Raw genomic sequence first — 15,155 nt, forward strand, 5'->3', positions numbered from 1 at the left:
CCTCCGCGTTACACGCTTCTTCCCTTCATACTCGGCTTGCGCAAAACTCAGCTGCTTTTCCATTCCTCTTCTCTACCACCCCCTTCTCCCACTCTCAATCTATCCTCCCACTCAAGAAGGGATTAAATCAGCGTTTCCCTCAGTTCTTTGAAAGTTTTTCTTCTCGTTCTTCTCTCTCTGTCGCACGGGGTGGCAGGCGATGTTTATTTCGGCACTTGGGGTGGGGCGGCGGCTGATGGGATTTACAGGGCTCGGTTTGATCGCTCGAGCGGCCAACTGCGGCAGGTCGAGCGGGCCGCTGCCATCCTCTCCCCCGGCTTTCTGGCTTGGCATCCCACGCTCGAAATCCTCTATGCGGTGGGGACCTTGGATGGCGTCGAAGGGGTGGCGGCTTTCCTGCGACAAGGCGATGGGCGCCTGCGGCTCCTTCATCACCTCGCTCTCCACGAAAAAGGCGCTTGCCACCTGGCCGTCCATCCGAGCGGGAGCTTCCTCATGACCGCCCAGTATGGCGAGGGGACGACCGCCGTCTTTTCCCTTCGGTCGGATGGCGGTTTGGGCGAGAAGGTGGCTTCCTTGCCCCACCGGCCGAGGGACCCGCAGCAGCCGCTCAATCGAAGCGGTCCCCATCCTCACTGGACAGGTTTTTCGCCCGACGGTCGCTTCGCTTTGGTCCCGGACCTAGGCCTGGATGAGGTTTTCGTTTATGCTGTTTTGGACGAGCCGCCCTTTCTGCGATTTCACGGTCGCTCGTCGCTCAGGACCGGAAGCGGTCCACGGCATTTGCGGTTTTCGGTCGATGGACGATTCGTTTTCGTCCTCAACGAGCTGGCCCTGACTTGCACGACTTTCGCCTACCAGGCCCAGCAAGGTATCCTCAGCCGACGCAGCACGGTGGCCGCCCTGAGCGAATCAGACAAAGCCAAGGAAGACTTCGTGACCGCTTCCGAAATCGTGGTGCACCCGAATGGGCGATGGGTCTATTCAGCCAATCGCGGGCACGATAGCGTAACGGTCTATGCCGTCGACCCAGCCTCGGGCGAGTTGGAAGTCATCGAGGTCGAGCCCATCCGAGGAGCTTGGCCCCGAAACGTCAATCTCGATCCCTCCGGCAAGTGGCTGCTGGCAGCGGGGGCTCATTCCCGGACCCTCTCGGTTTTCCGGGTGGATCCGGAGACCGGTCAGCTCCAGTTCCCACGCCGTGGCAGCTACGCCGCTCCCCCGATTGGCTGCATTCTCTTCGCGAAGGAGCCCAGTTCCGAAGGGGGAGAGGAGGAGTGAAGACCCTGGGATTTGCCGCATTTCCCTGAAAGATTTCCGACTGGTCCGATGAGTAGAGGGTCAGCGCTTTCCCGAGCTGTTTGTCTCTTCTTCGATCCCACTCTTTCATGCGGTTTTTTCCTACCCTGGGCCCCCTCCTCATTCTGCTCTCCTGGCTACAGGTGAGCCCCGCGCAGGATCGGGAACGCCTCGGTTGGGAGGAGGTCTTTGCCGAGATGAAGCCTTTCTCTGGCCCGTCTGTGCCGGGCGTGGACACTTCCACGCTGCATGGGAAGGTGGTGACCGGATACCAAGGTTGGTTTGGCACGCCTGAGGACGGGTATTCCCGTGGCTGGGTGCACTATGGCCGCCAGGGACGTTTTTCGCCTAGTCGACTCACCATTGACTACTGGCCCCACACCGAAGAAATGGATCCGGAGGCCTTGGCCAGGACTCGCTTTGTGAAGGCGGATGGCAGCCCTGCCTACGCCTTCTCCAGCGCGCATCCCGATGTGGCCATGACCCACTTTCGCTGGATGAAGGAATATGGCATCGAGGCGGCTTTCCTCCAGCGCTTTGCCACCAATGTCCGCTGGCCGAGCGGGATGCGGCGCAACAACCGGGTTCTCGACAATGTCCGGGCGGCCGCCAACGCCCACGGCCGAGCCTACGTCGTGATGTATGACCTCAGCAGTCTGCCCCGTGGAGGAACCGCAGAGGTGAAGAAGGATTGGAAGCGCTTGGTAGATCACATGCAGCTTACCCGTGATCCCAAAGACCAAGCCTATCTCTCGCACAAGGGCAAGCCGCTCATCGCTCTCTGGGGGGTGGGCTTCCACCCGGACGAAGGGAAAAGGAATTACACCCTTGAGGAGACGGCGGACCTCATTCGCTTTTTCCGCGACGATGCGGACTACGGAAATCTCAGCATCATGCTGGGCGTGCCCACTGGCTGGAGGACTCTCGACCGGGACGCGGACCCCAGCAGCCAAGTCCACGATCTCATTCGCATGGCTGATGTAGTGAGCCCTTGGACGCCGGGGCGCTATCGCTCGATCGAAGAAGCTGAACAACATGCGCAGCACTCCTGGCTACCGGATCTCGCGTGGTGCCAACAAGAAGGCCTCGATTACCTGCCGGTGGTCTTCCCAGGCTTTTCTTGGGGCAATCTTTACCCCGGGGAGGAATTCAATGCCATTCCTCGACAAGGCGGGCACTTTCTCTGGGCCCAATACCGACTCCTCATCAACGGCGGCTGCCGCATGATCTACCAAGCCATGTTTGATGAAATCGATGAAGGAACCCAAATCCTCAAGGTCGATGCCCACCCGCCAGTCGCTCCAGGCCTCACCCTCCTCTCCTACGATCCTTTGCCCGATGACCATTATCTCTGGTTGGTCGGCCAAGCGCAGGATTACCTCGCTTCCAAGAAGCCAGCTCCGCTCGAGCTGCCTCGAAGAGAAGGCCATCTTTATCCCGAAAAGAAAGAGGCGGCTTACAAAGAAGCGGGCAGATAGCGATAGGCGGAGCCCTCCTGCAAGATCCGTCCAAGGCCGGGAAAGTGAAGATGGGTTCCGGCCACCAGGGTCTTCTCCGCAGCCAACTCTTCGAAAAAGGCTTTCCGGGTGGCGGCTGCCTGGGCCGGGTCGGTGTCGAAGGCAAAGCCTGTCTCGGGAAGGGCGGTGTGGACCTCGGCATTGTGCAAAAGGTCCGCGATCATCATGAGCTGCTGCTCCCCGCCATCGATCCTCAAAACGCTGTGCCCAGGAGTGTGACCCGGGGCGGCTCGCAGGGTGAGGCCAGAAGCAATCTCTTTCCCGGGAGCCACCTGCGTGACTTGATCGCCATAGAGGGCCAAGGCTTGGCTCGCGAATTGGAACATGCCCTTGGCCGCCTCGTCGGCTTGGGCCATCTGGCCTTCATCCGTCCAAAACTTGGCTTCGGTCTCATTCAAAACGATCTCGGCCTTGGAAAAAACTTTTTGGCCCTCCGCCGTCAAGAGGCCTCCGATGTGATCGGGGTGCGCGTGCGTGATGACCACCATATCGATCTCCTCGGGCGAGACGCCGACCGCCAAAAGGCCGGCCAGAGTGTGGCCAAAGCCTGGGCCAAAGGCGTCGATGGCCCCCATCCCGGTGTCGATGAGAATGGTCTGGTCCGCCGACTGCAGAAGAAAGGAACAAATGGGTGCGGCGATGGCTTGTCCGTCGATCCCACTGGCCGCGAGCAGTTCATCGATTTGGGCGTCCTCGCTCAAAAAGAAGTCCCGGCCCATCGAGAGCATGCCATCCAGCAAAGCCGTGAGGCGATACTTGCCAAAACGCGCGCTCAAAACCCCCGCAGGGATGGCGGAGGAAACCGCCTGCGAGGCCTGCCCTGAGGCCCGCGGCACCGCGCCGAGAGAGGCCGTTGCCAACAAAAGGCCGCCAAACCGGCGGCGCGAAACTCCAGAGGGATCGGGCGATGTCATCTAGACCCCTACACCCAAAGATCGAGAGAGCCCATGAAATTTGCCCTGCCAGCAGCCCCGACCCAGCGCCTGGCGAAGCCGCTCTTCGAGGAAGCGACCTCCTTTTGCTGACTCCACCTCTTTTCCAAACTTCCCCTCCACCATTGGATCTGGTCGCCGAAATCCGCCGGGCTACCCGCCTTTCCCGTCCGTCCGGCCTGGGTAGGAGAGAAAGAGGGCGGTTCAAAAAAAGAGAAGCGTGGCCACGATCACCAGGAGGCCATAAAGAAACATCGGAATCATATTCAGCCGAAGAATGCGGCCCTCTTCCTGGCTGATGCCCAGGATGGAGCAAATGGCCACAATGTTGTTGATGCAGACCATATTGCCCATGGAGGCGCCCACGGATTGGAGCGCCAAGACGGTCGAAGCAGAGAGATGAAGCGTCTCCGCCACCGAATACTGGATGCTGCCAAAAGTGAGATTGGAAATGGTAGCCGAGCCGGAGAAGAAGGAACCGATCGCGCCCAGAAAGGGAGCCAGCAGGGGCCACTGCTCCCCGGTGGCGGCGGCCAGGGAGCTGCCGATGATTTCGGCACTGGAGCGCTCTCCCCCCATCATGACCAAGCGCACATACACGAGCGCTCCCAGGAGGGCCAAGGTGGGCTTGGCCATCGTCTGGCCGACCTCCCCGAGCGCTCCCCGCAGAGTGCTCCCGGAGGTGCGGTAGAGCGCAAAGGTCACCAAAGAGATCAGGAAAAAGGGGATCAAGGCCGGGACGTAGAGAATCTGATAAGACCAGGAAACAGGGGTCGCAAAAATCTCCTCCAGAGAGACCACCAGAGAAGCGCTAAGCGAGAACTGCCCCCACCAACCCCAGCTCGCGGAGAGGCCGCCGGCCGTCGAGGTCAAAAGGGGCTTCAGGCCGAGGTCCGGGATGCGCGTCAGAAGAAGGAGCAAGACCGTGCCCCAGAGGGGAAAAAAGGCTTTCACCAGCCCGCCTGTGACCGGCGATTCGGCTTCCGGCGTCGGAGCGGCGGCTCTTGGAGCTTCTTTCTGATCGAGACCGAGACCTCGGGAGGCCAAGGCGATCGAAAGAAGAAAGCCCATTCCCCCCGCCACCAAAGCGGGGAACTCGTAGCTGAAAAACCCCAGGGCGATGTAGGGAACCACGCAGGCGGCCACGCTCAGATAAATGTAAAGCCAGTTGGCGCGCGCCCGCTTCCAACCCACGGCCGTGGCGACCGCGAAAAAAGGAATGAACAAGGCCGCCGCGCCATGCAGCAGGACCGACTTGATGCCCACCTCTCGCAAAAGGGCCGCCCTCGCGCTCGGATCGAGTGCTTCCAAAACCGGGGCGAAGCCATACCAAGTCGGCGTGCCCACCGCCCCGAAGGAGACCGGGACCGAATTCATCACCAGGCAAAAGACCGCCACTCGGAAAGCCGGCAGCCCGAGTCCGACCAAGATAGGCCCGGCCAACGCGGCCGGCGTGCCAAAGCCGCTCGCGCCCTCGATCAAAAAGGAAAAGGCCCAGCCCACGATCATCAACTGCGCCACCCGATTGGTCGTGATGGAGTTGAGCCAGGTCCGAATCCGCCCCATCGCTCCGGTGGCTTCCATTGAGCGAAAAAGCAAAATGGCCCCCGCAATGATGGAAATGGGGATGAGGGCCGAGAGCAAGCCTTGCAGGACCGTGGCGTGGATCAGCACCGGGGCGTCCCGAAAATAAAGGAGCCGCACCAGATACATCACCAGCGCGACCAAGGGCAAGGCCCGCTGCGAGGGCATGGCGGAGGGTTTTGCCATCAAGTAGATCAGCAAAACGACCGGGAAGGTAGCCAAGACCAAATCCATGCCGCGTCACTCTACTCCCGGCCTCTCTGAGAACGAGCGCTAAATCTCCCCTCTCACTTCGCCAGGAAAGCCGAAGCCATCGTGGCTCGCCCACCAGGCCCTCGCGTCCCGGCCAAGGAAGATGATAGATACCGGCACCCTCGAACGATTCCTCTACCACCAACCCGCCCGCGCTTCTCCCCCTTTCTTAGCCCATGCGCCTCTCCACCACTCTTCTCTGGCTGGTCGCCTGGGTCAGCCTGGCCCTGTCTTCGATCGCTTCCGCCCAGCCAGACGCGCGGCCCAACGTTCTTTTCATCGCCATCGATGACCTCCGCAACCAACTCGGCTGCTACGGGGACTCCCGCATGGTCACCCCGCATATCGATCGCCTCGCGGAAAAGGGAGTCTTGTTTCAGCAACACTATGTCTCGCAGCCCATCTGCGTGGCCTCGCGCGCCGCTCTCCTCACGAGCCTCCGGGCCGAGCGGACCCAAGGGAACTCCGGTTGGGCCAAGGTGCCCGGGGTGCAAACCATCGGAAGAACCTTTGGAGACTCGGGCTACTTCACGGCTGCCCTCGGGAAGATCTGGCACTTGGCGGGCGGGCGCTTCAAAAAAGAGGTCTTGGATCGCTTCGATGTGGAGTGGACCCGGCCCTTGGCATCACGTTATGGCGACCCCCAGTTGTCCGCCATCTGGGAAAGCGAAAACCAAAACACCAAGCAGAAAAAGGGCAAACTGCCCGCGGCCGAGAAACCTCTCGACCTGCCGGATGAAGCCTACGGCGATGGCCTGCTGGCCCAGGAGAGCATCGCCGTCCTGAACCAAGCAGCCGATTCCGGCAAGCCCTTCCTCCTCATGGTGGGCTTCTACAAACCCCATCTGCCTTTCAATGCGCCCAAAAAATACTGGGACCTCTATGACCCGAATGATCTCCCCGGGACGCCCGACTTGGAGACCCTGCCCGAAGACGCCTCCTCCTTCCAATTGCGCAAAAAGCACGATCTCTGGGGCTACCAGGAAGGCTTCACCTTCAAGAACCCCCCCGCAGGCGAAGCCGCCCGGGATCTCCGCCACGGCTACGCCGCCTGCATCAGCTTTGTGGACGCCCAAGTGGGCAAAGTCCTGGCCGAACTCGATCGGCTGGCTCTCACGGACAACACCATCGTGGTCCTCTGGTCTGACCATGGCTACCAACTGGGGCACCTGGGAAGCTGGACCAAGCTCACCAACTTTGAAATGACGGCCGGCTCCCCGCTCATCATCTCCGCCCCAGGCTTCGCGCGGGGGAGCCGGACCAAGAAGATCGTCGAATCAGTTGACCTCTTCCCCACCCTCGTCGACCTCTGCGGGCTCGACGAATTGGAAATCACCGACGGCGTCACGCTCCGGCCCTTACTCGAAGATCCCCAATCGCGGGAGTGGACCGAACCGGCCTTCCACGCCGTCAATCGTGGCGGAAAAGTCGGTCATGCCGTGCGCGATGCGCGTTATCGCTACATCGAATGGCGCTCAGGCTGGGGCCAGGAAGGCAAGGTGCTGGAAGTGGAGCTTTACGATTTTCAGAAATTCCCTGAAGAGCGGGTTAATGTGGCCGCCAACCCGGAATACCAAGGCGAGCGCGAACGCCTCGCCCAGCTCCTCTGGACATGGGAATGATCCCAGCCTTTCTTGCCATAGCCCACCCTCCCACTCTGACCCCACCTATGAAACCCTACCTCCCCCTACTCCTCGCCCTGAGCTGCCTAGGCCTTAGCTCGGCTGCCGCAGCCAACCGCCCCAACGTCCTCTTTCTCGCGGTCGATGACCTCCGGTCCCAACTCGGCTGCTACGGCGACACCGACATGGTCACCCCGCACATCGACGCCCTGGCGGCCGAAGGAGTGCTCTTCCGCCACCACTACGTCTCCCACCCCATCTGCATCCCCTCCCGGGCCGCCCTCCTGACCAGCTTGCGTTCCGAGCGGACCCAGCAGGTCTACGGGCCCGCCAAGTGGGTCGCGTTCGATGGCGTGCAAACCCTCGGCCGGACCTTCGGCGAGGCGGGCTACGCCACCGCCTCCTTGGGCAAAGTCTGGCACACCGCGGGCAAGGTCGACCCCGCTCTCCAAGACCGCTTTGATTTCACCTGGAAGCGACCGGATGGGACCATCTACGCCGATCCCGAATACTCCAAACTTCGCCAAACCCTCGACTATGGAGACAAGCAGGGCATGCGGCGGATCAAAGCCCAGCTCCCAGCCGCCGAGGGCCCGCTCGACGTGCCGGACGAAGCCTATGGAGATGGGCTCATGGTGGGCGAAGCCATCGGTTTCATCCGCAAGTCTCTCCAGGCCAAAAAACCCTTCATGGCAGTGGTCGGCTTCCAAAAACCCCACCTCCCCTTCAATGCGCCCAAAAAATACTGGGACCTCTACGACGCGGACCATCCCCCCGGCACCCCCACTCTCGAGACCCTCCCCGAAGCGGGTGCCTCCTACCAGATCCGGACCAACCACGAACTCTGGCGCTACGCTGAAGGCTTCAGACTTCAGAACCCCCCGCAAGGCGCGGCCGCCAACCGCCTGCGCCAGGCCTACGCCGCCTGCATCAGCTACGTCGACGCGCAGATTGGCAAACTCCTGGCCGAGCTGGATCGTCTCGACCTGCGCGATGACACCATCATCGTCTTCTGGAGCGACCACGGCTTCCAACTCGGTCACCTCGGCAGTTGGACCAAATGCACCAACATGGAAATGACCGCCGGATCGCCCCTCATCATCTCCGCTCCCGGATTCGCCCGCGGAGCTGTCACCACGCGGGTGGTCGAATCGGTCGATCTCTTCCCGACCTTGGTGGACCTCTGCGGACTGCCGCCTCTGGAAATCACCGATGGCATCAGCTTGCGCCCCCTCCTGCGCGACCCCATGAGCCGGGCCTGGACCTACCCCGGCTACCACATCGTGCGGCGGGGCGGCCCGCCTCTGGGTCGGGCCGTCCGGGACGAGCGCTTTCGCTACATCGAGTGGCGCAAGGACTGGAGCGAGGACAGCAAGGTCCTGGCAGTCGAACTCTACGACTACCAAAAACACCCCGAAGAGCGCATCAATGTGGCGGACAACCCCGAGTATGCCGACGAGCGGGAGCGCCTAGCCGAACTCCTTTGGCAATGGGACGCCAAGGCCAACGCCTCCGCCTCCCTCTGACTCTCCCTCCCCCCTTTTTTGCCGAAACCAGCCCGATGAACCCTCTCGCCCGCCTGCCCCACGCCCGCTCCCTCGCCACCCTGGGGATGGCCCTCAGCCTGGGCCTCTCGGCACCTCTGGCAACTCGGGCCCCGGCCTCGCCTCTCTCTGACCCCGAGGCCACGCCGGAAACCATCCGCCTCTACCAAAACCTCAAGCTGGCGGCCAAGCACCGGCTGCTCTACGGCCAAATGCGCGCCTTCAGCCGGGGGAAACACACCCCGAGCGAGAAAGAACGGCAGGAAAACCCCCTCGAGCTGGCTTCGGACAGCCTGGCGCTGGTCGGCAAAAACCCCGCCCTGGTCGAATTCGGGCTCCATCTTTACGAGGACTATGAATTCTGGCAGACCATCGCGCCCGAACTCCATCGGCGGGGCATCCTGATCAGCCTCAGCTCGCACTCCCGGAATCCCGACCTAGCCGTCCCCCACAACAACTCTCACAAAAGCAACGAAGGCGACCCCGTCACCAAAGTCCTCGACCGGGAGAGCCCGGACCACCGAGCCTACATGAAAGTCCTCCGCCGCTACGGAGAATTCATCCGCGGACTCCGGGATGAAAACGGCCGTCCCATCCCCGTTCTCCTGCGGCTCTACCACGAACACACCGGCAACTGGTTCTGGTGGGGCACCAAAACCTGCACCCCGCAACAATACAACGAACTCTGGAGGATGACGATCGACTTCCTGCGGGACGAAATGGACCTTCACCATCTCATCCTCGTGATTTCCCCGAGCAAACCGGACAGCGAGGAAAAATTCCTCCGTCGATTTCCCGGCCAAGACTACATCGATGTCTACGGCTTCGATAGCTACGCCTACGAGGACGGACCCCAAATCCTGCTGACCTGCGCGCGGGTCGTGGTGAACCTCGCGCGCCAACACGGCAAAGTCGCCGCCATCACCGAATTCGGCTACAAAAACGGCCTCACCGAAGAGACAGCCGCCGATCACTACAGTCGGATGTTCCTGGACAATCTCAAGAACGACCCCGTGGCCCACGAAGTGGCCTACGCCCTGACCTGGTTCGGAAATGGCAGCCAGCGCAGCAGCAGCAACTGGAGCCCCTACCAGGACGAGCCCTCCACCCGACACCTCCATCCGGACTTCCTCAAGTTCTCTCAAGACACTTGGACCGCGTTTGAAGGGGACCTGCCGAACCTCTACACGTTCCAGAGAGAGCAACCTTGAAGCGCTCCCTTCACGGAGGCCCCCCCGTCATCCCAGGAAAGCGCCTGCGCTGGCTCGCTTGCGTGGGCTGGCTCCTCTTGGGGCCGGGAGGCAGCCTGGTCTCGGGCGAAAGCATCGCGGTTCTCCTGGACCAACAGCGGCGGGCGCTCGGGCTGACGGGCAACCTGGGGAGAGATTTTGTCTCCGCCCTCCAGGAGGGACGGGAAACCCCCATTCCAGACTTTTCCTACGTCGGCTACCACTTGGGCGAAAAAGCCGTGCCGGAGGAAGGCGCCTTCGAAGTCAACCGGCGCTTTCCGGTCACCGACTTTGGGGCCCGGCCCAACGATGGCCAGGACGACCAAGCCGGCGTGCAAGCGGCCATCGACGCGGCCACCGCCCACGGGGGCGGCGTCGTCTTCTTCCCGCCCGGCGTCTTTCACTTCCGCACCGACCCACTCGCTCCCCGCGAACCACTCCGGGTCCGTCACTCCCACATCGTCTTGAAAGGCTCCGGCGTCGGACCCGCCGGCACCATCCTCCACCTCGTGCATGACAACTGGGACGGACCCAGCCAGGCCAACCGGACCGCCCAAAATGGCAGCCCCTACTACGGCATGCTTCAAAACGAAGGGGAGCCCTTCCTGCACTTTTTGGGCGACCCCACCTCCGGCCCTTCCTTCGGGAAATTGGCTGCACCCGCTCTCCGTCCTACTCGAGAGTTGATCTTCGAAGACGTGGACGGGCTTCAGGCCGGGGACTTTGTGGCGATCCAGTATGAGACCGACGCCCCCTCCGCCCGCGACTACCTCATCTACGGCCTGCCCACCCAGCCGGAGTGGGGCCTCAGCCAGAAGGCCACCCTCCGGGAATTTCACGAAGTGGAATCGGTCGAAGGCACCCGCGTCACCCTTCGCTCGGGCCTCTTCACCAGCCTTCAGCCGGAATGGGGCGTGCGCCTGCGGAAAGGGGCGCATCTGCGCGAGTGCGGCGTGGAAGACCTCACCTTCCTGGGAGCTTGGGTCGGGCAGTTTTCTCACCACCGCAGCATGATGGACAACACGGGATGGCGTTTCGTCGTCGCCTCCGGGGTGCGGGATTTCTGGATGCGCCGCGTCCATGCCATCAATGGAACCGCGCTTCTCCTGGCCGAGCACTCCGCCCGCCTCTCTCTCTACCAACTCCGCCACTTTGGGTCGGTGGCCCACAATGGCCCCAAGGCGGGGCGTTCGACCGGGACCTTCATCGGGCATTTCTTCGACGAGAGTGACGGGCTGCTCCACCCGCTAGGCGCAGGCTATCACCACGTGGGGCTGGTGCTCTGGCGCAGCCGCCTCCATCCGGAGAGGGGCTTCGACTTCCACGGGAAATACTCCGTGGCCTCCCTCATGGACCGGATCGAGGGAGGAGGTCTCTTCGACTCGGGAGGCCCCAGCAATGCCTTCCCCCATCACGGGCGGGACATGGTCTTCTGGAATTTCTTCTTCAGTCCCGAGTATGAAAAACGCCCAAAGGAAAACTCGCTCTGGGGCCCCCGCCCCTCCTTTGCGGCCCCCTTTGTGGTCGGGCTCCACGGGCAAGACATCCCTCTCAGCCCGGAGATGACCATGACCAATGAAGGGCAGGGGCAACGGGTGGCCCCGGAATCGCTCTACGAAGCGCAACTGGCCTATCGCCTCCAGCGGACCCCGGCCTGGCTCGAGACCCTCAAGCGACAAAAAACCGCCTTCCTGGCCGCGGCCCCCATTCCCTTCTTCCGCAGCGGCCAGGATCGCCGCAACCCCCATCGCTTCGTCCAGTCCTTCCCCTTGCGCCACCTGGCCTGGCAGGTGGCTGGCCTCTCGGGCTTGCGGGGCGGTAATCTCGTGCAGCTAAAGGGGGAGGAGCCAGCCGCCGACCTGCGGGCGGAAACCGATTTCGTCATGCTCCGCCAACTGCTCTGGTGTTTGGGCCACTACGCTGAAGGGTTCACTTTGCGCAAAGAAGACCCCCGCCAGACCTCCTCGGGCAACGAAATCTCCTTCGAGCGAGACGAAGCCCGCCGACTGACGCGGGTCACCCTCCATCTGGCCCAGCCCGCCCCCACGGGCTTTCTCAAAAAAGCCGCGTCTCGCCAGACTCTCGCTTGGAAGGAATTCCAATCGGCTGAAAACCTGGCGGCCGCCCTCGAAGCGCGCCTCGATTACCAGGAAGGCGAGGACACCATCCGGATCACCGTTCCCGATCTACCCCGGCTCTAATACCAAGCTGCAGAATTGGCTGGTAGAATGGCCGAGTGGATTTCGGGCCAGACCAAGACGCGACGAGGGCGCGGTGCAGGCACCGTAACCGAGGAGCAACGCTGGGCTGGCTCGAAAGACACCGGCTCTTCCTTCCCCGCGCTTCAGCGCCTCTTCCCCACAACACCTCCCCTCCATTCTTCCAGTGAATTCTGGAGCTTGGTATTATACCAAGCAGCCCTCAAGAAGAAGATCGAAGACAGGTGGCCGCTTCGTAGACTCTTCAGGCCCATGTCTTCCCCTCCCTCCCTTTGGTCCGGCTGCGGCGGCCACAAGTTTTGGCTCGCGACCAGTCTCGCCCTCTCGGCGGGCTTGCTGGGACTCGGCTTGGCCGGGTTGGAGAGCCCTGCGGATCCCGGGGGATGGGTCCGGTTTCTCGGTCGATTTCACCCCGTCATCCTGCACCTGCCCATCGGGGCGCTCCTGCTCTTGGCGCTCTGGGAGGCCTGTCTCTGGTGGCGGGGGGCCAGCATTCCCGGGCTGGTGCCCGTGCTCTTCGCGGCCGTCTCGGCCAGCCTGGCGGCTTGGCTCGGATGGCTCTTGGGCAAGACAGGGAACTATGACACGGCCCTCCTGGATCGCCATCTTTGGGGCGGCATCCTGACAGCCATTCTCTCGATCTGGGTGGCGCTGGCCAAATTTTGGTGGGAAGCGCGCCCGACCCGCAGCCGCCAACGGCTCTACCGCGGCTTGCTCGCGAGCACTTGTCTGGTGATGCTCTGGGCCAGCCACGACGGGGGCTCCCTCACCCACGGCAAGGGCTTTCTCACCGACCACGCCCCCCCTTGGCTGCGGGCGGCCTTGCTTTTGCCCGAGCGGGAAGAGCCGGTCGAAAAGGAGCCGAGCGAGAGCGCGGACCCGGTGGTCTTTGCCGAGCTGGTTTTCCCGATTTTTGAGGCCAAATGCCTCTCCTGCCACAACCAGGAAAAACAGGAAGGGGACCTCCGGATGGACACCTTCGCGGCCCTGGTCCGCGGGGGCGACCTCGGGCCCTCCGTGGTGCCGGGTGACGTGGAGCGGAGCGAGTTTCTCTACCGCATCCATCTTCCGCTGGAGGACGAGTGGCACATGCCTCCCGATGGCAAGCTCCAGGTCACCGCCGAGGAACTCCTCGTGATGGAATGGTGGGTGGAGCAAGGCGCCTCCGAGCACGCCACCCGGAGCCAGTTGGCCAGCACCGCGGAGGTCGACCAAGCGATCGCCTCCCTCAAAAATCCCCCGTGACCAGGGCGAGGTGCCTGAGCCCCCCTTCGGTCAGGCCCACCTGGTGGCCGCTCCCGCTCAGGCGGCCGACCGTGTTCCAACTGTGGGGATGGGCCGAGTACTCCACCCAAGTGAGAGTGGGCTGGCTGACCTTTCGCTGGCTGGGCTCAATCTTGACCGGAAAGCCCGCCCCCGTGAAGGAGATTTCCCAGGAAGAGTGACTTCCAAAGCGGGCGCTCTGCCCTTCCCCTAGCCATGGGTAGCGGGCCAGCAGAGACAGCTTCCCGTTCTTGGGCACCGCCACCCGGTAGTAGGGCTCCATTTCCCGTCGAATGAAGCGCACCAAATCGAGGTCGGCCTCCCGGCGATGTTCCAAGTAAAGCTTCGCCAAGTCGAGACCGCTCAGATTCAGGCCATTGTAATTGCCGTGGTAATTCGTGCCGGAGGCATATTCATCGTGCCACTTTTGGAAGTCATCCGAGTAGCGCAGATTGAGCTCCAGATGGACGTGGGCCCGGGTCCGGTCGAGGCCCCGCCCCGTCCAACCCATCAGCCCCAGCCCCTTCCCAGCTGGGACGCGCTGACCCCGCTTCACCGTGATGGTTCGCAGATGGGCGTAGAGGCTGTAAAAGGGGCCTTGTCCCCAGTCGTGCTCCAGGACCACGTAGAGCCCGTAGTTGCTGCGCCCGCTCACGGTATTGGTGTGCACGACCTGGCCGGAGGCGATGGCCCGGACCACGTCTTGGGGCGCGCCGCTGGCATCGCGCGCCACCGGCTTGATGTCGAGGCCTTCGTGAAAGCGCGCGTAGACGATGCTGCCATCGGCCGCTCGCTTGGCGTTGCGGGAAAAGCCATACTGGCCCCCCCGCCATTCGTTCCAACTGCGGCCCTCGAAGTTCCGGTGGGTGTATTGGTAAAAGCGCGAGGGGTCCTGGCTGAAAATCGCCTGGTTCTCCGTTGGCAAGCGGAGCCCGAGGGGCTGCCCGGAGGCCATCCCCAGCAGCCCCACCGCGCAAAAGACCCGCAGAAACATCCTCACCGAGAAAAGAGCGGTCGCCGATCGATCGTTCGTCCCTCGAAGACACTGGGCGAGGCCGTCGGCCCGGGGAAGGGGCCTCCCGCCGCGGGCGCCAAGCCCGGCTCGGCCAAGGAAGGCAGGGCCGCCCCCCCACTCGGCAACCCAGCGGGAGCGGGCAAGCTGGCGGCTGGCTTCATGACCACGCTTTTGCCGATGCTCTTGATTTCTTTCTCCGTCAGGCCACTCCAGACCACCACGATCCCATCGTCGACTCGCCCATCGATGAAAACCGCCTCCTTCGGCACCTCATTCACGGTTGGCAGCAGGAAGGTCCCATTGGCCTGGGTCGTGATGTCGCGCAGGATCAGCTCGCCGAAATTGTTCAGCTTGAAGACCGCCCCTTGGGTCGGCATGCCCGCCTCGCGAAAGGGTTGGAACCACGAATAGTGCCGGGGAGTGATGGCGGCCTGGCTACTGAAGAAGCGTTGGCCGACCGGCGTCTCGGCCGGGAAGGACAGCTTGGGCCCGGAAGCGGCCGAAGTCTCGGTGTGGAACCGGACCTCGCCGCTGGTGGTGGATTGACAGCCCACCAGGCAGGGCAGAAAAAGGGGGAGACAAAGGGCGACCACGCGCATCCGCCAAGAAGAGCCGGAAACCCAGCTCTCAGCAAGGGCCAATGGTGGCTTCTAGCAGGCGCTCACGGGGCCGAGGCCGA

11 protein-coding genes are annotated in these 15,155 nt (G+C 62.7%); 7 read left to right on the forward strand and 4 right to left on the reverse strand.

Annotation, left to right across the window (positions count from 1 at the left end; genetic code table 11):
• Window positions 1–147 precede the first annotated feature (147 nt).
• Together AAF555_07610 and AAF555_07615 are read left to right on the forward strand one after the other, a co-directional pair.
• Window positions 148–1,281, forward strand: a complete 1,134-nt coding sequence (locus tag AAF555_07610; protein MEM6911437.1) for a lactonase family protein — start codon at window positions 148–150, stop codon at window positions 1,279–1,281.
• Between the two features lie 107 nt (window positions 1,282–1,388).
• On the forward strand, window positions 1,389–2,777 hold the full coding sequence (locus AAF555_07615; GenBank protein MEM6911438.1) for a glycoside hydrolase family 71/99-like protein: 1,389 nt from the start codon (window positions 1,389–1,391) through the stop codon (window positions 2,775–2,777).
• Here AAF555_07615 and AAF555_07620 read toward each other — a convergent pair.
• Entirely contained in the window at window positions 2,756–3,730 is a 975-nt protein-coding gene (locus AAF555_07620) for an MBL fold metallo-hydrolase (GenBank protein MEM6911439.1), read from the reverse strand. The genes AAF555_07615 and AAF555_07620 overlap by 22 nt on opposite strands.
• Window positions 3,731–3,952: 222 nt before the next feature.
• Window positions 3,953–5,566 carry an L-lactate permease gene (locus AAF555_07625; GenBank protein ID MEM6911440.1) on the reverse strand — a complete coding sequence of 538 codons (1,614 nt, stop codon included), beginning with the start codon at window positions 5,564–5,566 and terminating at the stop codon, window positions 3,953–3,955.
• 194 nt (window positions 5,567–5,760) lie between these two features.
• On the opposite strand from AAF555_07625, the gene AAF555_07630 reads away from it, so the two are divergent.
• The 5 genes from AAF555_07630 (at window position 5,761) to AAF555_07650 (ending at window position 13,443) form a co-directional block, all read left to right on the forward strand.
• Window positions 5,761–7,206, forward strand: a complete 1,446-nt coding sequence (locus AAF555_07630; protein MEM6911441.1) for a sulfatase — start codon at window positions 5,761–5,763, stop codon at window positions 7,204–7,206.
• Between the two features lie 47 nt (window positions 7,207–7,253).
• Window positions 7,254–8,732, forward strand: coding sequence for a sulfatase (locus AAF555_07635; GenBank protein MEM6911442.1), 1,479 nt, complete (start codon window positions 7,254–7,256; stop codon window positions 8,730–8,732).
• Window positions 8,733–8,767: 35 nt separating this feature from the next.
• On the forward strand, window positions 8,768–9,961 hold the full coding sequence (locus AAF555_07640) for a glycosyl hydrolase (protein MEM6911443.1): 1,194 nt from the start codon (window positions 8,768–8,770) through the stop codon (window positions 9,959–9,961).
• Window positions 9,958–12,180 carry a DUF4955 domain-containing protein gene (locus tag AAF555_07645; GenBank protein MEM6911444.1) on the forward strand — a complete coding sequence of 741 codons (2,223 nt, stop codon included), beginning with the start codon at window positions 9,958–9,960 and terminating at the stop codon, window positions 12,178–12,180. Before AAF555_07640 ends, AAF555_07645 begins: the two co-directional genes overlap by 4 nt.
• A gap of 270 nt (window positions 12,181–12,450) precedes the next feature.
• Complete coding sequence (locus tag AAF555_07650; protein MEM6911445.1) at window positions 12,451–13,443, forward strand: c-type cytochrome domain-containing protein; 993 nt, start codon at window positions 12,451–12,453, stop codon at window positions 13,441–13,443.
• On the opposite strand, the gene AAF555_07655 is transcribed toward AAF555_07650, so the two are convergent.
• Window positions 13,427–14,455, reverse strand: coding sequence for a M23 family metallopeptidase (locus tag AAF555_07655; protein ID MEM6911446.1), 1,029 nt, complete (start codon window positions 14,453–14,455; stop codon window positions 13,427–13,429). The genes AAF555_07650 and AAF555_07655 overlap by 17 nt on opposite strands.
• A 2-nt stretch (window positions 14,456–14,457) precedes the next feature.
• Complete coding sequence (locus AAF555_07660; GenBank protein MEM6911447.1) at window positions 14,458–15,075, reverse strand: hypothetical protein; 618 nt, start codon at window positions 15,073–15,075, stop codon at window positions 14,458–14,460.
• Window positions 15,076–15,155 lie beyond the last annotated feature (80 nt).

The sequence above is a fragment of the Verrucomicrobiota bacterium genome, assembly GCA_039027815.1.
Taxonomy (GTDB): Bacteria; Verrucomicrobiota; Verrucomicrobiia; order Verrucomicrobiales; family JBCCJK01; genus JBCCJK01.

Excerpts from the sequence above, each read along its gene's own strand:
- AAF555_07640 (MEM6911443.1), top strand. The coding sequence starts at position 8,768 with ATGAACCCTCTCGCCCGCCTGCCCCACGCCCGCTCCCTCGCCACCCTG.
- AAF555_07635 (MEM6911442.1), top strand. The coding sequence starts at position 7,254 with ATGAAACCCTACCTCCCCCTACTCCTCGCCCTGAGCTGCCTAGGCCTT.
- AAF555_07630 (MEM6911441.1), top strand. The coding sequence starts at position 5,761 with ATGCGCCTCTCCACCACTCTTCTCTGGCTGGTCGCCTGGGTCAGCCTG.
- AAF555_07625 (MEM6911440.1), bottom strand. The coding sequence starts at position 5,566 with ATGGATTTGGTCTTGGCTACCTTCCCGGTCGTTTTGCTGATCTACTTG.
- AAF555_07615 (MEM6911438.1), top strand. The coding sequence starts at position 1,389 with ATGCGGTTTTTTCCTACCCTGGGCCCCCTCCTCATTCTGCTCTCCTGG.
- AAF555_07655 (MEM6911446.1), bottom strand. The coding sequence starts at position 14,455 with ATGTTTCTGCGGGTCTTTTGCGCGGTGGGGCTGCTGGGGATGGCCTCC.
- AAF555_07620 (MEM6911439.1), bottom strand. The coding sequence starts at position 3,730 with ATGACATCGCCCGATCCCTCTGGAGTTTCGCGCCGCCGGTTTGGCGGC.
- AAF555_07650 (MEM6911445.1), top strand. The coding sequence starts at position 12,451 with ATGTCTTCCCCTCCCTCCCTTTGGTCCGGCTGCGGCGGCCACAAGTTT.
- AAF555_07660 (MEM6911447.1), bottom strand. The coding sequence starts at position 15,075 with ATGCGCGTGGTCGCCCTTTGTCTCCCCCTTTTTCTGCCCTGCCTGGTG.